Raw genomic sequence first — 20,982 nt, 5'->3', positions numbered from 1 at the left:
GGCGACGGAGCAAGAGAGCGGGTACTGTTCACGAATGGGACAGGGTATCGTCATGCGCGAGGCGCATTTTCCCGGCCGTGCGCCCATCGAGGCGTATGGAAACGGCGGGTTCCGCTTTGCGGAAATGTCGCACAAGGGGTCGATCCTGTGCCTTCCTTCCGGCATATATGGCTGGGAGCCGGCGGATCGGGAGAGGCTGACCGCCGACGACTTCAATCGCGTGCTTGCCGAGGCGGGAGAGATCGAGATCTTTCTGGTGGGCACGGGTGTCGACCTGAGACCCGTGCCCAAAGATCTGCGGTCAGTTCTCAAGGAAGCCGGAATCGCGTCCGATCCCATGTCGACCGGGGCTGCCGTGCGCACCTACAACGTTCTGCTCGCAGATGATCGCGCCGTCGCCGCCGCACTGATCGCCGTCGACTGATTTCATGGACAGCGCATCGCCCCTGGTCATGCAGGCCGTGCGCGAGGCCGATCATGACCGCTACCTCGCCGCGCTCTATGCCCCGCCGGAGAAGCGTGATGCGCTTCTTGCGCTTTATGCGTTCAACGCCGAGATCGCGGGCGTGCGCGACCGTATCCGCGAGGCACTGCCCGGAGAGGTGAGGCTGCAGTGGTGGCGGGACACGCTCAGCGCGCCTTACGATCCGGTGGAAACGGGGCAGCCCGCCGCCGACGCCTTGCGCGCGGCCATCGCGCAGTTTCATCTGCCGCTTCCGGCCTTCGGGAACTATCTGGAAGCCCGTATTTTCGACCTCTATGACGATCCGATGCCTTCGCGTACCGATCTCGAAGGTTATTGCGGCGAAACAGCCAGCGCCATCATCCAGCTTGCGGCGCTGGTACTTGATCCAGGGGCTGCACAGCGGTTTTCGGAGCTTGCGGGTCATGCCGGCTGCGCGCAGGCAATGACGGGCCTGTTGCTTCTCCTGCCGCTGCACCGGGCAAGGGGGCAATGCTACATCCCGGCCGACCTTCTTCAGGCTGTGGGCAGCTCGCCGGAGGATTTTGTCAAAGGGCAGGACAGGGAAGGCGCCTTGCGGGCCGTGGCAGCGATGATCGCGCTTGCAAGAGAGCATCTTCTGGCTTTCCAGAAAGGGGCGTCCTCACTGCCGGTCTCGTTGCGCCCCGCATTCCTGCCGCTGGCTTTGACCGCGGAAACCCTGCGGCGCATGGAGGGCCGGCAGCAGGATGTTCTGGGCGGAAAAATTGCGCTTTCGCATTTTCGCCGCCACTGGCTTTTGTGGCGCCATGCCGCCAGAGGATGGCGGTAGAGCCTATTCGGCTGCCCGGGTGTCTCCGGCCACCCCCAGCCATGCCGAGCAGTCCTGAAGGGCGCGCGCCGTCATGGCCCTTTTCCTGGCAAGGGTCTTTTCCTTGCCGCGCAGCCGCTTGCCTTCCACTTTGGGCGCTTCCACCGGAGGGAACAGACCGAAGTTGATGTTCATCGGCTGGAAGGAGCGTTTTCCGGGCTCATCGTCCGAAACGATATGGCCGCCGGTGATGTGGTTGAGCAGCGCGCCGAAGGCGGTGGTGAGCGGCGGCGCGGAAAGCGGGCGGCCGAGGCGCGCGGCGGCGGCGAACCGTCCGGCAAGAAGGCCGATGGCGGCGCTTTCGACATATCCCTCGCAGCCGGTGATCTGGCCGGCAAAGCGAAGTCCGGGGCGCGCCCTGAGCTGCAATGTGCCGTCCAGCAGTTGCGGCGAATTGATGTAGGTGTTGCGATGCAACCCGCCAAGCCGTGCAAAATCGGCATTCTCCAGCCCCGGAATGGTGCGGAAGATCCGGACCTGATCGGCATATTTCAGTTTCGTCTGGAAGCCGACCATATTGTAGAGCGTGCCCAGCGCATTGTCCTGCCGCAACTGCACCACGGCATGGGGCTTGACGGTCGGATTGTGGGCATTGGTAAGCCCCATCGGCTTCATCGGCCCATGACGGAGCGTTTCAGGGCCACGTTCGGCCATGACCTCGATCGGCAGGCAGCCGTCGAAATAGGGCGTGCCTTCCCACTCCCTGAATTCGGTTTTGTCGCCCGCGAGCAGCGCTTCGATGAAAGCGTCGTATTGCGCCTTGTCCATCGGGCAGTTGATGTAGTCCTTGCCCGTTCCTCCGGGGCCGACCTTGTCGTAACGGGACTGGAACCAGGCGACGTTCATATCGATAGTATCGAAATGAACGATTGGCGCGATGGCATCGAAAAAGGCCAGAGCATCGGCACCGGTCCTTGCGGCAATGGCAGCGGCAAGGTCGGGCGCGGTCAGCGGACCGGTGGCGATGATTGCCTGATCCCACTCGTCCGGCGGCAGCGACGCCATCTCTTCACGCACGATGGTGATGAGCGGGTGCGACTCCAGCCTTGCCGTCACCGCCTGCGAGAATCCGTCGCGATCGACGGCGAGGGCTCCGCCTGCCGGCACCTGATGCGCATCGCCCGCTTGCATGATGAGCGATCCCGCCAGCCGCATTTCGGCGTGAAGCAGCCCGACAGCGTTGGTTTCGGCATCATCCGACCGGAACGAATTGGAGCAGACGAGTTCGGCCAGCCCTCCGGTCTTGTGGGCCTCTGTGCCGCGCACGGGGCGCATTTCGTGGAGGATGACGGGGACACCGGCCTGCGCGGTCTGCCATGCAGCTTCGGAACCGGCGAGGCCGCCGCCGACGATGTGAACGGGCTTGATGCTCATGCCGCGCACTTAATCCTTCGGGATATGGAATGCAATGCGTGGCCGGACGCCACATGCTTTCCCGCAAACGACAACACCCGCCGGGGGAGGAGGTCCGGCGGGTGTCGTTAGGGTGGTCGATCCTGGGAGGAGGAGGAGATCGACCGTTCGCCGTTGCCGGGGAGGAGGTCGGCTTCGGCGAAACTGGCTGCTCCAAAGGGAGCTGAATTTTTCTTAACAGCGCCCGCCGGGGGAGGAGGTTCCGGCGGGCGCCGTTAGGGTGATCAGCCAATTGGGAGGAGGAGCGGCTGATCTTATTCATCGAAGCGGGGAGGAGGTCGCTCCGATGAAATTCCGTTGTCAGAATGTCTTGCGCACGATCTGTTCGATCTCGAAGCGCGAAATTCCGACATCATCGAGCTGGCGGTTGGACAAACGACCCAGTTCGCTCATCGTCTTCCGGTAAGAACGCCAGTTACGGTAGCTGCGGATCAGGTTCATCGTCTTTTACCAGCGAAACTGTTCGGGGTGATGGCCACCCCGAAGGGGTCAGGCCGACTTGCGGGCTACGAAATGAATGTCGCTGCGGCTGATGCCGAGGTCATTCAGTTCACGGTTGCTCAGGCGGCTCAACTCGGAAACGGTTTCCCGGTAACGGCGCCAGTTGCGATAGTTGCGGATCAGGTTCATGGTCTTGCTCGTCTTATTGTTCTTGCGGTTTCTGTCGTCTTCGTACGCAGCCTAGATAGGAGGACACGCCGGGCTTTGAAAGAGCAGAACTCGCATGGCAGCAATGCATTTTGTGCAATGCAATATCGCATCCCTTTCACATCCGTGACATAAAAAGGCCAAATTCAAAAAACGACGATTTGCCAACAGTTTGGAAATGTGGATTGGTAAATCTACTGATTTAATGGAAAATGCATATGGCGCGCTACGCGGTGCAACTCAGGCAGGACGTTGAGCGCTGGGTTTCATCGGGCCTGATCGACCGTTCCACGGCGGAAAAGCTGGTTCTCGATGCTGAGCGGCGCGAGCGGAAGCCGTTTGGTCCGGGTGCTGTGCTTGCATTGATGGCGGCACTGCTGTTCGGCGCCGGGATTCTCATATTCATTGCCGCGAACTGGGAAGCTTTCCCGCGACTGGCCCGCGTCGCGGCGCTGTTCGCTCTTATCTTCGGCGGTTATGTCGGCGGCGCATACGCCAGGCTCAGGGGGCACGTCGCCATCGGTGAAGCGCTCTGGATCGTGGCTGCCGCAGCTTTCGGTGCCTCTCTCGCCCTGATCGGGCAAATGTATCATATGAGCGGAGACGAATCCGCCGCCATTCTGACATGGTGCGCGGCGACCGCGCTTGCAGCGCTCGTGCTGCGCTCCGGGCCGCTTACGGTCGCGGCGACGGGTATCGCCGATGTCTGGCTCGCGGCCGCCCTGACAGGCGGCCTGACCGCCTCTTTCAGAGTCGATTCTCCGGCGCTGTTCTTGCCTGTGGCGGCGGTCCTGTTCGGCATATCCTACTGGACGCGCAGCCAGGCGACGCGCCATCTCATCCTGCTTTCCCTTATAGCCTATGCGACATGGCATGCAGTCGATAGCGACACCTTCCAGATTGCATTCATGATGGCGGGTGTGTCGGCGTGTCTCTTTGCCGTTGCGCATATCCTGCCGGCGGAGGTGGACAACGTGGTTCGCATCAACCGACGCCTGCCGATCCATGCCCTGATCGGTTTTCTGGTTGCCATGATGCTTATCCAGATCGATGTCGAGGGCGAAAGCAGCTTCCCCGTTGCCGCGGCGGTGACGCTGGCCGGCATCGTGGGCGCGCTCGTGCTGCAGGGGCGCGAAAGCCGGGGGTTGCGCTGGATCGCCTATCTGGCCTTCGCCATCGAGCTCTGCCTGATCTATGCGATAACCATGGGCACGATGCTGGGAACGGCGGGCTTCTTCGTATTCGCCGCCGTTCTGGTGGGGCTGCTTGCCCTGCTGATCATCCGGCTTGAGCGCCGTCTCGGCAGCGATGCCCCGCAGGCCGAAGGAGGCAACGCATGAGCAAAGGCAGGAGGCTCGTTCTGTCCGCGCTTTTGCTGGCGCTTGTTCAGACAGGATTTCTGGGCTGGATGATCGTCGGCAGGGCTGCTGTGCTGCGCGATGGCCGCGAGGTGCTGCTGAAGGTGGAGCCGGTCGATCCGCGGGACCTGTTGCGCGGCGATTACGTGATCCTGAACTATGAAATATCCCGCATACCGCTGACGATCATTTCCGACATCGGCGAGGTTGGCGAGAGGCTGGACTCGGCCGGCAAAATCACCGTGCGTCTCGGCAGGGACGACGATGGCTACTGGCGCGCCAGGAGTGCGTGGATCAGGAATCCGCCGGTTGGCCCGGCAGGCACCGACGAAATCGAGATTGCCGGTCAGATTCCGCCGTTGAATCTTGCCTATATCGGGGAGGACGTGCGGGTTACCTATGGCATCGAGCGCTTTTATCTGCCCGAAGGGGAAGGGCGTGCCATCGAGCGGGATATGCGCGTGCGTCCGTTCGGCGTGAGGGTGGCGGTGCCTGCTTCCGGAAACGCTCAGGTCAAGGCGCTGATGGACGGCGACCAGGTTCTTTTCCGGGAGCCGCTTTATTAGTTCCGTTGCCGGCTTTTCGTTCCGGCCGGCCAGAAGAAGCTTTATAATGACCCGGATTGGATGGTGCGGATGAAGGGACTCGAACCCCCACGCCTTTCGGCACCGGAACCTAAATCCGGGGCGTCTACCAATTCCGCCACATCCGCGAGGCCCCGCAATTCCCATGAAGGCAGGTCCGTGTCAATGCGGACCTGCCGGCGGCGGCGGCTCGCGAGGGTATTTTTAGCCGCGCCTCCCGGGCGTTAAGATGGTTGAAAATTGGCCTCGCCTGTGACAAAAGGCGTGTCGAATGTGACGGGATGCGACGATCCGCTTCTGCATCATGTGAAAAGAAGTCGGAAGAACAAAGACTTACTCACATTGCTGGAGCGTATCGGGTGGTCGGGTCATGGTATGATCTGCTCATCCGGCTTCGCCCCGAAGCCAACCCCGGAAGAATTTACCGGCAGGCTGTGAACGGCAAAGGCCGTCTTGCAGTCTTTCAGGTCAAGATAAAGGTTTGATGATGCAGGTCACCGAAACGCTCAACTCCGGCCTCAAGCGCGAGATTAAAGTCGTCGTGCCGGCTGCCGATATGGAAGCCAGGCTCATGACGCGTCTGGCCGATGCCCGGGGCAAGGTCCGCATCAACGGCTTCCGTCCTGGCAAGGTGCCGGTCCAGCATCTGCGCAAGGTGTACGGCAAGTCTTTCATGGCCGAGGTCGTCAACGAGATTCTCAACGACGCGCGTTCCGTCATTGCCGAGCGCGGCGAAAAGGCGGCCATGCAGCCCGAGGTCATCATGACCGAGGACGAGAAGGAAGCCGAGAAGATCCTCGAGGGCGGCGTCGATTTCGCGTTCAGCCTGAACTACGAGGTCATTCCGCCGATCGAGATCAAGGACTTTGCCGACATCAAGGTGAACCGTCCTGTTTACGATGTGCCGGATTCGGAGATCGACGAGCAGGTGCAGCGCGTCGCCGAATCCACCCGCAGCTACGAGCCGAAGGATGGCAAGGCTGCGGAAGGCGACCGCCTGACGATCGACTATGTCGGCAAGATCGACGGCGAGGCGTTCGCCGGCGGCACCGGTTCCGACCAGCCGCTGGTTCTGGGCTCCAAGGAGTTCATTCCCGGATTCGAGGATCAGCTCGTCGGCGTCAAGGCCGGTGACGAGAAGCAGGTCGTCGTGACCTTCCCCGAGGACTACCAGGCCGCGCAGCTTGCCGGCAAGGAAGCCACCTTCGACGTCACCGTCAAGGAAGTCGCCAAGCCGGGCGAACTGAAGATCGACGACGAGACCGCCAAGGCGCTGGGGCTGGAGTCGCTGGAGCGTTTGCGCGAGATCGTGCGCAGCCAGATCGAAAGCCAGTTCGGCTCGATCACCCGCCAGAAGGTGAAGCGTCAGCTTCTGGACCAGCTCGATGCCGCTTACACCTTCGAGGCACCCTCCAAGCTGGTCGAGGCCGAGTTCAACAACATCTGGAATCAGGTCAACCGCGATCTGGAAGCAGCCGGTCGTACCTTCGCCGACGAAGATACCACGGAGGACGATGCCCGCGCCGAATACCAGCGCCTGGCAGAGCGCCGCGTGCGGCTCGGTCTCGTCCTGGCCGAGATCGGTGAAAAGGCCGCCGTCACGGTTTCCGACGAGGAACTGCAGCGCGGTCTGTTCGAGCAGGTCCGCCGCTTCCCGGGCAACCAGCAGCAGGAAGTGTTCGAGTTCTACCGGAGCAACCCCGAAGCCCTGAACACGCTGCGCGCGCCGATCTTCGAGGAGAAGGTGGTCGATCACCTGCTGGGCCAGATTTCAGTCACGGACCAGAAGGTGAGCAAGGACGAACTGCTGGCCGACGACGAGGACAGCGAGACCGAGGCGAAGCCGGCCAAGAAGAAGGCCGCGCCGAAGAAGGCTGCCGCCAAGGCCGAGGAAGGCGAGGCGGAAGCTCCGAAGAAGAAGGCGGCGCCGAAGAAGAAGGCCGAGAAGGACGCAGAGTAAGCATCGCTTCCGCCAAATAAGACAAAGGCCGCCTTCAGGGCGGCCTTTTTCGTGCACAGGGCACGGTTGCCGTTCGTCAACCTGAAGCTGCCGCCCGCAAGCCGGAACCGGTTTTGGGACAACGACATGCGTAAAAGCCGGAACTTGAAGCGCAAGGAGCGAATCTGAAAGATCGCGACACGCTTTAATGTCCGGCGCTCTCTTCTTTCAGGAAATTCTACAGTCTGGCTGGCCGGCTGTTATCTGGAGCTTCCGTGCAGGGCTTGTTCGGACCCTGATTCTGCCTGCTGAGGCAGAAGTGGCCGATGATTTCGGCAAGGTCGGATTCCGCGACCTCGCGTTGCGCATCGGAGCCTTTCATCCAGCGGCGGATTCGCTGGCGGCTTTCTTTCCAGTGGTCCGAGACGGATTCAACAAGCAGCGGGAAGACAAACACCTCGCAAGGAACGTCGTGTCCGCCCGTCATGGCTTTTGCATAGAAGTAACGGCCTGCTTCGAGCGTTGAAACCCGTCCTGAAATACCTGCCTCTTCGCCGGCTTCGCGCGCGGCCGCTTCGCAAAGCGGCTCGCGCGCCTCTGGCCAGCCCTTGGGCAGAACCCAGCGGCCTGTACCCCGGCTGGTGATGAGCATGATCTCGACGTTGCCGTCCAGTTCACGCCAGGGCAGGGCAGCGACCTGCAACCGGCATGGCACTGTCCCGAACAGCTTGCGCACCCTTTCGGCGAGATGCGCATGTGAGTGAGGCCCTGTCAGCATCGTAGCAGCGCCCGCTGAGAATCGCTTTCCAGTTAACAAGGCTACACCTTTCATGGTGTAGGGAAAGTAAATGGCGCTAAAAGCGTGTCGCGATCTTTCAGATTCGCTCGTCACGCCTGAAGTTCCTGTTTTTACGCATGTCGTTGTCCCGAAACCGGTTCCGGCTTTCGGGCCACATGCCTTGGCGCGGGCTCTTTAATGGGGCGTTATTTCACTTGATCGTCGGCAATGGGCTTCTGGTAGGTGAAACCCATATCCCAGGGGAAGTAGATCCAGGTGTCCTGGCTTACCTCGGTGACGAAGGTGTCGACCAGCGGCCGGCCCTTCGGCTTGGCGTACATCGTGGCGAAGTGAGCCTTGGGCAGCATGGCGCGCACAATACCGGCCGTCTTTCCGGTATCCGTCAGATCGTCGATGATGAGGACAGACTCACCGTCATTTTCCAGCAGCGCCGGATTCACTTCCTTCAGCACCTGCAACTGTCCCTGAGAAGCGTAGTCATGATAGGAGGCGACGCACACAGTTTCGATGATGCGGATACCGAGTTCGCGTGAAATGACGGCTGCTGGCACCAGTCCGCCTCTGGTGATGCAGACAATGGCTTTCCATTTCTGGTTGGCGCCGGCAAGCCGCCACGCCAGTGCGCGCGCGTCGCGGTGGAACTGATCCCAGGATATCGGGAAGGCTTTGTCTGGCAGGGACATTCGGGCGCACTCCGCAGGCGCGCCTGAGCGCGCAGTGAGATGGAATGCGGCCGGAATTAGCCGGAAATCGACATGCTTGGCAAGGGGCAGCACAAGGCCGCGACGATCCGCTCAGCGCGACAGAAGCACGGTGACCGGCGCGGAGCGGAGAATGGAGCGTGTGACCCCTCCAAAAAGCAGTTCCCTGAGCCAGGAATGGCTGTATGCGCCCAGCACGAGGAGATCGGCGCCACTGGCCGTCAGCCGCTCCTGAATCACGCCGTCGACCGACTGGCCGCGGGAGCTTTCAATGGATACTCCAACCGTTACGCCATGTCGCGCCAGCGCGGCGGCGATACGCGCGCCCGCCGCGTCGGGGCTGTCGTCGGCATTGGCGGGCGGGTCGATCACCAGTATATCGGTCTGATCGGCTTCGATAAGGAAGGGCAGGGCATCGAAGGTGGCCCGCGATGCTTCCTTGCTGCCGTTCCAGGCAAGAAGAACCCTTCGGAACGATGAACTGACCGGCCCGGAATGCGGCACCATGAGAACGGGCCGCCCGGCTTCGTAGACAAGGCTCTCGACGTCGGTCCCATCGTCGCTTTCCACGTCGCGCTGGGCCGCGACGACCAGATCGGCGGCACGGATGCTCGGCATGCCCGCCAGCGTTCCATCGCCTGAGAAGCTTTCCAGCGTGCGCCATTCGAAGGAGAGACCGGCCTCGTCGGCGCGATCGTTGAACGAGCCGCGAAGTTTCAGCGTCGTTTCCTTGTTCAGTTCGGTGGAGACCTGAATGAAGTCGGTATCGGGAAAGCCCGCTGCCGCTGTGTAGGGCACCGGGAGCACTTCGGCATGCACACCAACGAGATGTGCCTCAAGGCGAACGGCAAGCGGTATCGCGCAATCGAGGACGCGCGCGAACTCCTGCTCCCCCTGCAATATGGCAGCGATGGTCCTGAACGGCATGGCCTAACCCTTTCCGGCAAGGAATTGGCCGATACAAACGCGCCGAGCCAGTTTCCGGTTCCGTTTCAGCCTTCAGTTCGTTGCATTGAGCCCGGCCACCATGGCCTCGACATCCTTTCGCGCTGCATCCAGCGCATCCTGTGAGCGTGCGCGAACGACCAGTTCGGTCCAGAACTTGCCTTCGCCGAATTTCGGGTAGGAGCCGATGATGGTGAGCGGATGCTCTTCCTGTATTTGCGCAAGCGGCTCTCCGATGACTCCCTCGCCAAGCGGGCATGGCACCGTTGCCGAAAGCATCCTTGTCCCCGTCCTGAGCGTGGGCACAACCTGGTCGAGCATGGCTTGAAAGATGGACGGAACGCCGGCCATGACATAAACATTGCCGATGCGGAAACCGGGAGCGACCGAGACAGGGTTTTCGATATGCGCCGCGCCGCGCGGCATTCTGGCCATCCGCTTGCGGGCCTCGGTGAACTCCATGCCGCGTTTCGCATAGTGGGCGCCGAGCATGGCATAAGCCTTGTCGTCGTACTCGCATGGCACGCCGAATGCCCTGGCGACGGAATCGGCGGTTATATCGTCATGTGTCGGACCGATGCCACCGGAGGTGAACACATAGGTATAGCGCGCGCGAACGGCGTTCAGCGCCGAGACGATTTCCTCCTCCTCGTCCGGCACGATCCGCACTTCCTTCAGATCGATGCCGACGGCCGTCATGATGTCGGCAAGATGGCCGATGTTCCTGTCCCTGGTGCGGCCCGACAAGATCTCGTCACCAATCACAAGCATGGCGGCGGTGACGATCCGGGGCATGAGCGACTCCTGCATCAGTGTTTCATGGATCAATACCTCTTTGCCCGCGAGCGCGCAAAGGTACAGAAACAGTGAACGGTGTGTCGGCTTTGCTGTGCTTTTCCGTGAACGAAAGCTGCCCTAGGTTCCTTTTGCTATTTCAGGCGGGCAAGGTGTCCGTATGTCGCAATGGTGGAGATGAAGAAAATGGCGAAGGTGCTTGTCCTCTATTATTCGAGCTGGGGTCACATGGAGCAGATGGCCAAAGCCGCTGCCGAAGGCGCGCGGGAAGCCGGCGCCGATGTGACCATAAAGAGGGTTCCCGAACTCGTCCCGCTGGAGGTTGCGAAGGCGGCTCATTACAAGCTCGATCAGGACGCGCCGATTGCCAAGCCTCTCGAACTGGAGAACTATGACGCCATCATCTTCGGCGCCTCCACCCGTTACGGTGCGATGGCCTCGCAGATGAAGAATTTCCTCGATCAGACCGGCCCGCTCTGGGCGAAGGGCGCGCTCGTCGACAAGGTCGCTTCCGTTATGGTGTCGACCGCCACGCAGCATGGCGGGGCCGAGATCGCGCTTCTGAGCACGCAGGCATCGCTCCAGCATCACGGCATGATCATCGTGCCGCTCTCCTATGCCTATCAGGGCCAGATGGGCAATGACGTGGTTCGCGGCGGAGCGCCTTACGGCATGACCACGACCACCGAAGGTGACGGGTCGCGCCAGCCTTCCGCACAGGAGCTGGAAGGGGCCCGCTTCCAGGGCAAGCGTGTGGCGGAAATCACAGCCAGGCTCCACGGCTGAAGCCAGGGCCCGGCTGAAAATTGGAACGGGCGGCCGATGGCCGCTCTTTTTTAGAGGAAGATGCCGCGGAAGCGGCAATGATTACTCCGAAACTTCGGTTTCCGGCCTGTCGCGACCGTCGGACAGTTCCTCATGCCATTTCCCGGAACTGTCCTCATACTGGATGCCGTCTGATGTACCGGCAATCTGCTGTTCCTCGGCGGCACGCGCGGCAGCCCTGACAGCCGCCTCGCGGCTTGGGAAAGTTTCCGAATAGGTGGAGCCGACCTGATAGGCCCAGCCTCCGTCGTGCTCCACGATGTTGTAGACGACCCTGGTCATCCCCGTTCTCCGTATAGCGCCTGTTGAAGGGACCGATGGAAAACGCGGATGGCAGCCGTTGGTTGCCTCGTTTCGTCAGGAGGGGACCATCCAGTGCCGCATCGTGGTGACGGAGCGCTGTAGCTGCGGTGCCGCCGGTATTTTGGCACCCAGCGCAGCGGCGGCGCGCCAGCCCCAGCGCGGATCGGCAAGGAAGGCGCGACCGAGCGCGACAATGTCCGCGCGGCCTTCGGCAATCACCCTTTCCGCCTGTTTCGGCTCCGTTATGAGGCCAACGGCGCGAACGGGAATGCCGGCTCCCCTGCGCACGGCTTCTGCCAGATCAACCTGATACAGGGGGCCGGAAGGAAGTTTCTGCAATGGCGAATTGCCGCCGCTCGAGCAGCAGATGTAGGAAATCCCTTCTGCCTTGAGCGCTTTCGCCACCTCGACCGCCTCGTCGACGTCGAAACCGCCATCCACCCACTCCTTCACCGACAGGCGCATGCCCAGCATGAGCGTCGGGGCAGCTTCGCGTACGGCGCGCGTGACCTCCAGCGCCAACCGCATGCGGTTTTCCAGGGAGCCTCCCCAGCGATCCTCGCGCCTGTTCGAAAGCGGCGACAGAAACTGGAAGATCAGATAGCCATGCGCGCCATGGAGCTCGATGAAGTCGAAACCGGAACGTTCGGCTCGCTTTGCCGCTTGCGCAAACCGTTCCACAACTTCCCGGATTTCCTCTTCCGTCAGCGCGTGAGGCGTCTGCCAGCCCTCGTCGTAGGCAAGGGCGGAGGCCGACACGACCGGCCAGGCATCCTCTCCCGGCTGTAGCGGGCCGCCGCCTTCCCATGGCCTGCGGCATGACGCCTTGCGGCCGGCATGGGCAATCTGCGTACCGAACTTCGTTCCGGGCACAGCGACGCGTCTGGCAGCGTCCAGAGCGCGTTTGGCAGCCGCTTCGTTCGCTTCCGTATAAAGCCCCATGCAGCCGTGGCTGATGCGTCCGCGCCGTTCGACATTGGTCATCTCAACGGTGACCATGCCGGCGCCGGACATGGCTAGGTTCATCCAGTGCTGGAGATGCCAATCCGTAGCGCATCCGTCGATGGCCGAATACTGGCACATGGGCGCCACGGCGATGCGGTTGGGCAGATCGAGATCCCCGAGGCTTATGGGCTGGAAAAGAGCTGCTGTCATGAAGGGCTCCGGGGAAACTCCTGAGTTTTGTATGCGTTTGGCGCGGCTGCGCAATCGGGATGCAGGTTCACAGACCTGTCAGGTGGCCACGTCCGGCCACAACGAACTCCTGGCATCCGGAAATCGGAATATTCGATCAGAACTCGCGTTTGATGAAGAGCCGGTCCACCGAAATCCTCCCGCCGCCAAAAGCGGCAATCAGGGCGGCTCCCGCGGCCCAGAACGTCGAATTGAACTCTGCCTTCGACTGGACCTGGTGCAGGAATGCGGCTCCGCCATCCGACAGCAGCCGCGATTGTCCTTCTGCCGTCAGATAGTGGAGATTGTCTTTCAGGAAACTCACGCCTTCTGCGGTGAGAAAGGCGTCACCGTAGGGATGGGTGATATGAAACCATATGGTCACAAGCAGCATGACGGCATTGGCAAGGGCGATCGGGCGGGTGAAAAGGCCGATGGCAATCATGGCCCCGCCTACGAACTGCATGATGGCCAGCAGGGGCGAAAAGAACCAGCCCGGATACATGCCGATGCTTTCCACAAAACCCGTCTGGGCCATCGGCGAGATGATTTTCGGCCAGCCTTCGACCATCAGAAGACCGCCGATGACAAGCCGGAATGCCGCCCATCCATAGGGCTGCGCGAAACCGCGATAAAAAGGCCCCATGAAGGGCAGAAACAGGCTGTTGTCATCGGGAAAGGTGGATGTAGTGGACATGGTGCGCAGGTTCCTGAGGCGCAAAGCGTAAGGCTTTGGCAGTTTCTTTGACAACTGGGCCGGGGCTGTCGCCTCGCCAAACGCAGACAGATTGACCAAGACCAGCCGCAACAGTCAACCTGTCGCCGTGACGGCACTCCAATGAAATTCGCTGTTCCAGCAGACGAGGGTGCGCTCCCGCATTGTCTGCGTGACCGGGCTGGCGAAGCGGATTTATCCAGCTCAACAGATTAGTGGTGCAACACGGTTGACGAAAGCCGAATAAGCCGTGAGAAACGTCACGTGCGGACGTGGCGAAATCGGTAGACGCAGCAGACTTTAATTTGGAGTGCCCGCAGGGAAACCTGCGGAGTAGAGCCGCTCAAAGTCGGGGAACGCTAACGGGCAAATGCCCCAAGCCAATCCCGAGCCAAGCCCTCCTCAGAGGGAAGGTGTAGAGACTGGACGGGTGGCGCCTAAAGCCTTTGGGCCATGGCGAAGGGACAGTCCAGACCACGAACGCCGAACGGCGGCGGCGAAAGCCGAAGTGGTACGAAAATCTGCTTCTCTTTGAGAGTACGGGTTCGAGTCCCGTCGTCCGCACCATCGAGACGGCCCTGTCGCGCTCTAACCCCCGGTCGCTATCGACAGGACCTTGAACGGCGTGGTGATGACGATGTCCGCCACGGACCCCACCGCCTGTCCGATATCCTTGCCGATCGTGCTCATCGGACTGCCGAAATCGCCGCTGTCCGCGGCCGACAGGCCGGCGTTCATCCGCAAGCCTTCACCCAGCAATTCGACGAGGAACGGATTGTCGGCGAATTTGGCGTGGTTGAGCCTGTCGCCGGAACCCGCCTGGGTCAGATCAGCCACGATGACACCGAGGCTGGCGAGGTCGGCGGCGTCGCTATAGTCGCCCACGCGCGGCTTGTCGCCCGAAATGAAGGTCGAAAGCTGGAGAGCGCGATCGTCATCGGACAAAAGGATCGCGAACGGCTTGTCGGGCTTGCCGTAGCGCTCCATCTGCTTCTTGAACACATCGACATCGATGTCGGGAGAGGCCAGAATGACATTGCCGAGCTTGCCGCCCAGATCGCGGTCGCCGCTGATGGCCAGCTGGCGCAGCGTCTCCATCGTCACCCAGGTTCCCATGGAGTGCGCGATGATATCGATGCTTTTCGCCTTGCTGCCGGCCAGCATTCTCAGCGTCGCCTCCAGATCGTCGCGGGCTGCGTTGGCGCTTTCCTTGTCATAGAGATAACCGGTGGTCTTGGCCGCAGAGGCCCACGAGAACAGAACTGGCGTGCCGACATATTTGGTATCGTGAACGATCTGCGTGATACGGTAGATGCCGTCATCGAAGCCATTGTTGAAGCCATGCACGAAGACCAGAACACGCTGACCTTCATGGCGCACAACATCGGCGTTGACGGCTTGCGCGAATTGTTGGCGCTCCTTGAAGAAGCTCACACGGCGGGCGGTGAAATGTTTGGCCGGATCGGCCTGGGCGCGCCCCTTGGCGCGTTCGATCCTGCCGGTCTCGTGAATCTTCGGAACCGTGATGTCGACCGATGCGTAGGCGATGTTGGGCGAGCGGTCGCCGCCATAGACGATGCGCGGCTGGTCTACAGACTGGCGGCGGGTGGTGGCGACGAAGATATCGAGCTCGGCCGAAATGTCCGCGGGATTGGCCGGGAAAGACGATACATTGAGCAGTTCATGACGGCCGGGGCTGGCGCATCCGGTGATCAGAACGGCAAATGCTATCGCGAACAAAGCCTTGAAGCGCACTTTACCATTGCTCCTGAAACCGGTTCCGGAGGCAGCGCACGCCGCCGCCTGGCATCGGTAATCGAATATAGGCAGAAGCCGGGCCGGTCCAGCCCCGCCGGTTTCCCGCGAGGCTTGCGCCGCTAAAGCCCCGTGGCGGCCTGCCGGGTCACCAGCCTGATACGGTCGGTGATTTCCCGATCACTGGCAAAGCCGTCATCCTCGCGCAGGCGCTGGCCGAGCATCCGCACCATCACCGGATTGTCTGCGAACTTGGTGTGGTTGAACGAATCTGCGCCCTTTGCCGTCGACAGGTCGACAACCGTCACGCCATAGTCGGCCAGCTCCTTGCCGGCATCGGCATAGTCGCCCACGCGCGGACGCGAGCCCGCGATCATCCCGGACAGGCGCAATGCCCTGTCATCCTTGGAGAGAAGCAGGATGAACGGCTTTTCCGGCTTGCCATAACGGCGCATCTGGCTCTTGAACACATCCACATCGATGTCGGGCGATGCCAGAACCACGTCTCCCAGCTTGCCGCCGAGATTGCGGTCGCCGGTGATGGCGAGCTGGCGCAACGCTTCCATGGTCACCCATGTTCCCATGGAGTGAGCGACGACATCGATGCGTCGCGCGCCGCTCTGGGCCAGCAGGCGCAGCGTGACTTCCAGCTGGTCGCGGGCAACGCTGGCGCTTTCCTTGTCGTAGACATAGCTGGTGGTGGAGCCGCCGGACGCCCAGGAAAACAGCACGGGCGTGCCGGGATAGCCGGAATCATGCGCGATCTGCGTGGCGCGGTAGACGCCAGCATCGAAGCCGGTGTTGTAGCCGTGGACGAAGACCATGACACGGCCGCCGCGGGCAGCGACGTCGGCGTTCAGTGCCTGCGAGAATTGCGGCCCCGTATCGTAGCCAACCGCCCCGGAAGCCATGAAGTATTTGGACGGATCGTCGGATTTTCCGCGCTTTCGACGCTCGATCTGGCCCACCTTGTGCTCGCGCGGAACGGTTACGTTGATGCGTGCGAAATTGAGGGTGCTCGAACGCTCGCCCTCGAAAACCCTGGAAGGATCGTCCGAACGCTTGCGCGTCGAGGCGATAAAGATCGAGTGATTGCCGGCAATATCGGTCACCGACACGGGCACGCGGGCGCTGCCGAGAATTTCGTCGGTCCTGTTGGAGGTGCAGCCGGCGATGGCCAGCGAAAGCACTATGGCAAGCAGGGGCTTCAGATTCACTTTGGTTTTCCGTCAGCATGCGGCGTACGGCTGATGTTCGCCTGACCGCGAGCTACTCCTCCACCCGCAGAGTACGGCGGAAGTAAGTCAATGCCCGCATTGATGAATGCATTGTCTGTTTGCGACAGCTTCGGTGTTGCCAAAAAGCCAAATTCGCGGCAGGAACACATGCGCATTCACGACATCGGGATCACGCCATGACAAGCTTCGCCGACAGGGTTGCAACCGCTGCGGAAGCGATAAGGGAGATTTTTCCCCAGACTCCCCTGCAAAAGAACGACTACCTGTCGCAGAAGTATGGCGCGCGCATTTTCCTGAAGCGCGAGGATCTGACACCGGTGCGGTCCTACAAGATCAGGGGGGCGCTGAATTTCTTCAGAAAAACCCTTGCGGCCGGAAACAGGGCCGACCTGTTCGTGTGTGCGTCGGCAGGCAACCATGCGCAGGGATTCGCTTTCGTATGCCAGCATTTCGGGCGCAGGGGCGTCGTCTTCATGCCGGTGACGACACCCCAGCAGAAGATCGACAAGACCCGGATGTTCGGTGGCGAGTTCGTCGAGATAAGGCTGGTGGGCGACTTTTTCGACGATTGCTACCATGCAGCTCTGGAGTTCACCGAAACCGCCGGCGCTCACATGGTGCCTCCCTTCGACCACAAGGACATCATCGAGGGGCAGGCGACCGTCGCTCAGGAGATCATCGAGCAGACGGGCAAGGGCAGGGCGCCCGATATCGTCATGCTGCCGGTAGGCGGTGGCGGGCTGGCCGCCGGCGTGAGCCAGTATTTCCAGACGATCGGCCAGGTGCCGCAGTTCATCTTCTGTGAGCCGGCAGGCGCGCCGAGCCTTTCCCGCAGCCTCTCGGAGGGCAAGCGGGTGAAGCTGGCCTCGGTTGACAATTTCGTCGACGGCGCGGCGGTGGCCGAGATCGGCCGTGAGAATTTTCGTCTGCTCAAGGATTTTTCCGCAGGGGCGACCCGCCTTGTGCCGGAGAACCGCCTGTGCGCGACAATGATCGAAATGCTCAATGTGGAGGGCGTCGTTCTCGAACCCGCTGGAGCGCTCACCATCGATGCACTGAAGGATTTCACGAAGAAGGACATTCGCGGCAAGACCATCGTAGCCGTGGTGTCGGGCGGCAATTTCGATTTCGAACGCCTGCCGGACGTGAAGGAGCGTGCGCTGCGCTTTGAGGGGTTGAAAAAGTATTTTATCATCCGCCTGCCGCAACGTCCCGGCGCGTTGCGGGACTTCCTGCAGATGCTCGGGCCCGACGACGACATTTCCCGCTTCGAGTACCTGAAGAAGTCGGCTCGCAATTTCGGTTCGGTACTGATCGGCATCGAGACGAAAGACAAGCGCAATTTCGCCCTGCTCAAGGCGAAGTTCGATGCGGAGGGCGTGCAATGTCAGGACATAACCGACGACGAAACCCTGGCGAACTTCATCATATGAACGACAACATGGATGGCGACGTTTTCGTCGTCCTGTTTCGAGGTGTCGGCGGCGCAACGCAGTTGCCTGTTGCAAAACTGCGTGATGCCCTTGCCAGGGCGGGGTTTCGCAACGTCTCGACCTACATCAACAGCGGCAACGCGGTGCTGGCTTCAGAGACGGGAAAGGCGCAGACGCAGGAACTTGTCGCGGAAGTTGTGCGGAACGATCTGGGGTTCGAGAAGGACATCATGCTGGTCAGCCGCAGCGAGTGGCAACGGATCATCGACGACAATCCGTTTCCCGAAGCGGCCGGACGGCCAACGACACTTCATGTGTTCGTGCTGAGAGACACGCCCGGACAGGAATCCGTTGCAGCCCTGAAATCGCGCGCTGTCGGGGAGGGTGTCCACGTTTCCGGAAACATCCTCTATCTGCATGTTCCCGACGGTTTCAGCGCTTCCAGATTGCCGCCCATGATCGACCGCACCCTGAAAACGGCGTCGACCGCCCGGAACTGGCGAACGGTTCTCGCTCTGGGAAAAATGGCGTCCGAAACCGGGACATCGGAATGACTGCTGGGAAATGGCTGCGGAGCGGGATCAGCCCGCCGCGACCACATCGGCGGAAAAGCGCAGTTCGCGCATGGGCCGCACCATGGCGGTCGTCTCGGAGTAGATGGGGTCGGCCTTGAAGGCGTGCAGCGCGGCCTCGTCCTCGAATTCGGCATAAACGACGATATCGATCTCGTTCCCGAACAGATCGACCTTGCGGTTCACCGTCACTTCGAAGTGGCTGGAATGCGGAATCCGGCCAAGATTCATCAACCCTTCGCGCACGGTGTCGACGTCCATATCGGGCTTGACGGTGAAGAACACGATGTGCCGGATCAATTCGGCCTCCTGAAGGGTGATATGGAAAAGGCTGAGGCTGCGAAAAGCAGCCGTCTGGCACGCCCTTTTGTTCCGGAAGCCCTCGCCGCGTCAACCGGCAGGATGTCGCGCCGTCTGCCTGAAGCTGCGACTCAGCCGGTGACCATGCGAACCACGTCGTTCATGCCCCTGACCCCCATGTCGATGTAACGGCCTCCATTGTAGAGGCCGTCCCAGATCAGGAAGCAGGCAATGATCACGATCACGATGACGTAGCGCATGGCGTCACACTAGTCGAAACCGTGATCTCCCGCCAGAGCGCTCAGCCGGGATGCGTCATGTCCTCGGGCCGCACGATGCGGTCATAGTCCTCGGCGCTCACCAGACCGGTTGCAAGAGCTTCCTCGCGCAACGTGGTGCCGTTCTTGTGCGCGGTCTTGGCGATTTTCGCGGCCGCGTCGTAGCCGATGGTCGGGGCGAGCGCGGTGACCAGCATCAGCGAACGCTCCAGCGACGCCCTGATGTTGTCCTCGCGCGCCTCGATACCCGCCACGCAATTGTCGGTGAACGAGACGGAGGCATCCGCCAGCAGCTTGACCGACTGGAGGAAATTGTAAGCCATCAGCGGATTGTAGACGTTCAGCTCGAAATGACCCTGGCTGCCGGCGAAGGTCAGCGCCGCATTGTTGCCGAACACCTGCACGCAAACCTGCGTCAGCGCCTCGCACTGTGTCGGGTTCACCTTGCCGGGCATGATGGATGAACCGGGCTCGTTCTCGGGCAGGGCGAGCTCGCCAAGGCCGGCGCGCGGGCCGGAGCCGAGGAAGCGGATGTCGTTAGCGATCTTGAACAGCGAGGCGGCCACGGTGTTGATGGCGCCATGCGAGAACACCATGGCGTCGTGGGCGGCAAGCGCCTCGAACTTGTTGGGGGCCGAGGTGAAGCCGAGCCCGGTGATGGCCGCGATCTTTTCCGCCACCTTCTCGGCAAAGCCGACCGGCGCATTCAGCCCGGTGCCGACGGCGGTGCCACCCTGCGCAAGCTGCATCAGCGCGGGCAGAGTCGTCTCGATACGCTCGATCCCGTTCTTCACCTGCTGGGCATAACCGGAAAATTCTTGACCGAGGGTGAGGGGGGTTGCATCCTGCGTGTGGGTGCGGCCGATCTTGACGATATGGTCGAATGCCCTGACCTTGGCCTCAAGGGCGGTGTGCAGGTGTTTCAGCGCGGGCAGCAGATCGTGAACGATACGCTCGGCGCACGCAATGTGCATGGCCGTCGGATAGGTGTCGTTCGACGACTGGCTCATGTTGACGTGGTCGTTCGGGTGAACGGGCTTCTTGGAGCCCATTTCGCCGCCGAGCTTTTCGATGGCCCGGTTGGAGATCACCTCGTTGGCGTTCATGTTGGACTGGGTGCCCGAACCCGTCTGCCAGACCACCAGCGGGAAGTGGTCGTCGAGCTTGCCGTCGATGACTTCCTGAGCGGCCTCCACGACCACAGCGCCGAGCTTGGGGTCGAGCCTGCCCAGTTCCATGTTGGCTTCCGCGGCGGCGCGCTTGACGATGCCGAGCGCCCGCACGATGGAGGCCGGCTGCTTTTCCCAGCCGATCCGGAAATTGCCGAGAGACCGCTGCGCCTGCGCACCCCAGTAACGATCGGAAGCCACCTCGATCGCGCCGAACGTATCGGTTTCGGTTCTGGTGTTCTTTGTGCTCACGGGCCGGTCTCCTGAACAAGCGAATTGAGATGGCACCGGCCTAACGCTTTGCCCTTCCTGCTTCAAGGGAAGATTGCGGAAGCCCCACGCCCTAATCGTTTGAACTTTCAGCCGATGGCCGAGGCTATTTCGCCGCGACCTGCCGAATGAGGAAAAGGCGGCTCGTTCAGCCGCCTTTTCCTGCTTCCAAGCCTGTGTTCGACCTGCCTCAATTGGCTTTGCGGACCTTTTCCTTGACGTCGCCGGCGGCCTTCTGGATCTTGCCCGCCACTTTTTCCGCCTTGCCCTTCAGTTCGGTCTTCTTGCTGCCCGTCACTTTGCCTGCCGCTTCCTTGACTGCGCCCTTGGCCTGCTTGGCAACGCCTGACACCTGATCCTTGTTCACCATGTTCGCATCTCCCGGGTTGAACTTGCCCGCATCAACGGCAGTTCGGCGACTTGGTTCCGGAGGCAAAAAGAAAAGGGCGGCCGAAG

At 61.4% G+C, this 20,982-nt stretch carries 24 protein-coding genes and 1 tRNA gene; 8 read left to right on the top strand and 17 right to left on the bottom strand.

Features of this window, described 5'->3' with window-relative positions:
- Window positions 1–34 precede the first annotated feature (34 nt).
- Together DES43_RS08755 and DES43_RS08750 are read left to right on the top strand one after the other, a co-directional pair.
- Window positions 35–424 carry an Mth938-like domain-containing protein gene (locus tag DES43_RS08755; RefSeq protein WP_035026111.1) on the top strand — a complete coding sequence of 130 codons (390 nt, stop codon included), beginning with the start codon at window positions 35–37 and terminating at the stop codon, window positions 422–424.
- Window positions 425–428: 4 nt separating this feature from the next.
- Window positions 429–1,274 carry a phytoene/squalene synthase family protein gene (locus tag DES43_RS08750; protein ID WP_035026113.1) on the top strand — a complete coding sequence of 282 codons (846 nt, stop codon included), beginning with the start codon at window positions 429–431 and terminating at the stop codon, window positions 1,272–1,274.
- A 3-nt stretch (window positions 1,275–1,277) separates the two neighbouring features.
- Here the strand turns inward: DES43_RS08750 and trmFO are convergent, their stop codons facing one another.
- The 3 genes from trmFO to DES43_RS08735 form a co-directional block, all read right to left on the bottom strand.
- Window positions 1,278–2,687: a methylenetetrahydrofolate--tRNA-(uracil(54)-C(5))-methyltransferase (FADH(2)-oxidizing) TrmFO gene (gene trmFO, locus DES43_RS08745; RefSeq protein WP_035026115.1), complete on the bottom strand. Its 1,410-nt coding sequence runs from the start codon at window positions 2,685–2,687 to the stop codon at window positions 1,278–1,280.
- Between the two features lie 339 nt (window positions 2,688–3,026).
- Window positions 3,027–3,167, bottom strand: a complete 141-nt coding sequence (locus DES43_RS08740; protein WP_084496468.1) for a DUF1127 domain-containing protein — start codon at window positions 3,165–3,167, stop codon at window positions 3,027–3,029.
- A 48-nt stretch (window positions 3,168–3,215) separates the two neighbouring features.
- Entirely contained in the window at window positions 3,216–3,356 is a 141-nt protein-coding gene (locus tag DES43_RS08735; protein ID WP_084496469.1) for a DUF1127 domain-containing protein, read from the bottom strand.
- 236 nt (window positions 3,357–3,592) lie between these two features.
- Here DES43_RS08735 and DES43_RS08730 point away from each other — a divergent pair, with 236 nt between their 5' ends.
- Entirely contained in the window at window positions 3,593–4,714 is a 1,122-nt protein-coding gene (locus DES43_RS08730; protein ID WP_035026121.1) for a DUF2157 domain-containing protein, read from the top strand.
- Window positions 4,711–5,298 (top strand): GDYXXLXY domain-containing protein, encoded by a 588-nt coding sequence (locus DES43_RS08725; protein WP_035026123.1) that lies wholly within the window; start codon window positions 4,711–4,713, stop codon window positions 5,296–5,298. The genes DES43_RS08730 and DES43_RS08725 overlap by 4 nt, the downstream gene beginning before the upstream one ends.
- 61 nt (window positions 5,299–5,359) lie before the next feature.
- On the opposite strand, the gene DES43_RS08720 is transcribed toward DES43_RS08725, so the two are convergent.
- Window positions 5,360–5,444: transfer RNA gene (locus DES43_RS08720), tRNA-Leu, on the bottom strand.
- A gap of 359 nt (window positions 5,445–5,803) precedes the next feature.
- On the opposite strand from DES43_RS08720, the gene tig reads away from it, so the two are divergent.
- Entirely contained in the window at window positions 5,804–7,276 is a 1,473-nt protein-coding gene (gene tig, locus DES43_RS08715) for a trigger factor (RefSeq protein WP_035026225.1), read from the top strand.
- 217 nt (window positions 7,277–7,493) lie between these two features.
- Here the strand turns inward: tig and DES43_RS08710 are convergent, their stop codons facing one another.
- From DES43_RS08710 to DES43_RS08695, 4 genes are all read right to left on the bottom strand, one after another.
- Window positions 7,494–8,033 carry an NUDIX hydrolase gene (locus DES43_RS08710; protein ID WP_133675019.1) on the bottom strand — a complete coding sequence of 180 codons (540 nt, stop codon included), beginning with the start codon at window positions 8,031–8,033 and terminating at the stop codon, window positions 7,494–7,496.
- 206 nt (window positions 8,034–8,239) lie between these two features.
- Complete coding sequence (gene gpt / locus DES43_RS08705) at window positions 8,240–8,737, bottom strand: xanthine phosphoribosyltransferase (RefSeq protein ID WP_035026126.1); 498 nt, start codon at window positions 8,735–8,737, stop codon at window positions 8,240–8,242.
- 111 nt (window positions 8,738–8,848) lie between these two features.
- Complete coding sequence (locus DES43_RS08700) at window positions 8,849–9,682, bottom strand: universal stress protein (protein WP_035026129.1); 834 nt, start codon at window positions 9,680–9,682, stop codon at window positions 8,849–8,851.
- Between the two features lie 72 nt (window positions 9,683–9,754).
- Entirely contained in the window at window positions 9,755–10,495 is a 741-nt protein-coding gene (locus tag DES43_RS08695; RefSeq protein WP_035026230.1) for a competence/damage-inducible protein A, read from the bottom strand.
- A gap of 186 nt (window positions 10,496–10,681) precedes the next feature.
- Here DES43_RS08695 and wrbA point away from each other — a divergent pair, with 186 nt between their 5' ends.
- Complete coding sequence (gene wrbA, locus DES43_RS08690) at window positions 10,682–11,281, top strand: NAD(P)H:quinone oxidoreductase type IV (protein WP_035026231.1); 600 nt, start codon at window positions 10,682–10,684, stop codon at window positions 11,279–11,281.
- An 81-nt stretch (window positions 11,282–11,362) separates the two neighbouring features.
- Here the strand turns inward: wrbA and DES43_RS08685 are convergent, their stop codons facing one another.
- The 5 genes from DES43_RS08685 to DES43_RS08665 all read right to left on the bottom strand — a co-directional run bounded on the left by DES43_RS08685 (window position 11,363) and on the right by DES43_RS08665 (window position 16,477).
- Window positions 11,363–11,602 (bottom strand): DUF2188 domain-containing protein, encoded by a 240-nt coding sequence (locus DES43_RS08685; RefSeq protein ID WP_035026131.1) that lies wholly within the window; start codon window positions 11,600–11,602, stop codon window positions 11,363–11,365.
- Between the two features lie 75 nt (window positions 11,603–11,677).
- Entirely contained in the window at window positions 11,678–12,778 is a 1,101-nt protein-coding gene (locus DES43_RS08680; protein ID WP_035026133.1) for an NADH:flavin oxidoreductase/NADH oxidase, read from the bottom strand.
- A gap of 136 nt (window positions 12,779–12,914) precedes the next feature.
- Window positions 12,915–13,493, bottom strand: coding sequence for a DoxX family protein (locus DES43_RS08675; protein WP_035026135.1), 579 nt, complete (start codon window positions 13,491–13,493; stop codon window positions 12,915–12,917).
- Between the two features lie 606 nt (window positions 13,494–14,099).
- Window positions 14,100–15,266 carry an alpha/beta hydrolase gene (locus tag DES43_RS08670; protein WP_035026137.1) on the bottom strand — a complete coding sequence of 389 codons (1,167 nt, stop codon included), beginning with the start codon at window positions 15,264–15,266 and terminating at the stop codon, window positions 14,100–14,102.
- Window positions 15,267–15,388: 122 nt separating this feature from the next.
- A complete protein-coding gene (locus DES43_RS08665; RefSeq protein WP_425352078.1) occupies window positions 15,389–16,477 on the bottom strand; it encodes an alpha/beta hydrolase in 1,089 nt (362 codons plus the stop codon).
- 203 nt (window positions 16,478–16,680) lie between these two features.
- Between DES43_RS08665 and ilvA the strand changes: the two genes are divergently transcribed.
- Both ilvA and DES43_RS08655 read left to right on the top strand, forming a co-directional pair.
- Window positions 16,681–17,937 carry a threonine ammonia-lyase IlvA gene (gene ilvA, locus DES43_RS08660; RefSeq protein WP_035026142.1) on the top strand — a complete coding sequence of 419 codons (1,257 nt, stop codon included), beginning with the start codon at window positions 16,681–16,683 and terminating at the stop codon, window positions 17,935–17,937.
- Window positions 17,934–18,491: a DUF1697 domain-containing protein gene (locus DES43_RS08655; RefSeq protein WP_245264686.1), complete on the top strand. Its 558-nt coding sequence runs from the start codon at window positions 17,934–17,936 to the stop codon at window positions 18,489–18,491. The genes ilvA and DES43_RS08655 overlap by 4 nt, the downstream gene beginning before the upstream one ends.
- 27 nt (window positions 18,492–18,518) lie before the next feature.
- On the opposite strand, the gene DES43_RS08650 is transcribed toward DES43_RS08655, so the two are convergent.
- From DES43_RS08650 to DES43_RS08640, 4 genes are all read right to left on the bottom strand, one after another.
- Window positions 18,519–18,809, bottom strand: a complete 291-nt coding sequence (locus tag DES43_RS08650; protein WP_035026144.1) for a Dabb family protein — start codon at window positions 18,807–18,809, stop codon at window positions 18,519–18,521.
- Between the two features lie 131 nt (window positions 18,810–18,940).
- Window positions 18,941–19,069 carry a hypothetical protein gene (locus DES43_RS23160; protein ID WP_280940160.1) on the bottom strand — a complete coding sequence of 43 codons (129 nt, stop codon included), beginning with the start codon at window positions 19,067–19,069 and terminating at the stop codon, window positions 18,941–18,943.
- A gap of 41 nt (window positions 19,070–19,110) precedes the next feature.
- Entirely contained in the window at window positions 19,111–20,508 is a 1,398-nt protein-coding gene (gene fumC, locus DES43_RS08645) for a class II fumarate hydratase (RefSeq protein ID WP_035026147.1), read from the bottom strand.
- A 208-nt stretch (window positions 20,509–20,716) separates the two neighbouring features.
- Window positions 20,717–20,896 carry a CsbD family protein gene (locus DES43_RS08640; protein WP_035026149.1) on the bottom strand — a complete coding sequence of 60 codons (180 nt, stop codon included), beginning with the start codon at window positions 20,894–20,896 and terminating at the stop codon, window positions 20,717–20,719.
- Between the last annotated feature and the right edge of the window lie 86 nt (window positions 20,897–20,982).

The organism is Aquamicrobium defluvii (genome assembly GCF_004363725.1).
Classification (GTDB): domain Bacteria; phylum Pseudomonadota; class Alphaproteobacteria; order Rhizobiales; family Rhizobiaceae; genus Mesorhizobium; species Mesorhizobium defluvii.
The sequence above is the reverse complement of the archived record's forward strand: the minus strand, read 5'-3'. Positions and strand labels throughout refer to the sequence as shown.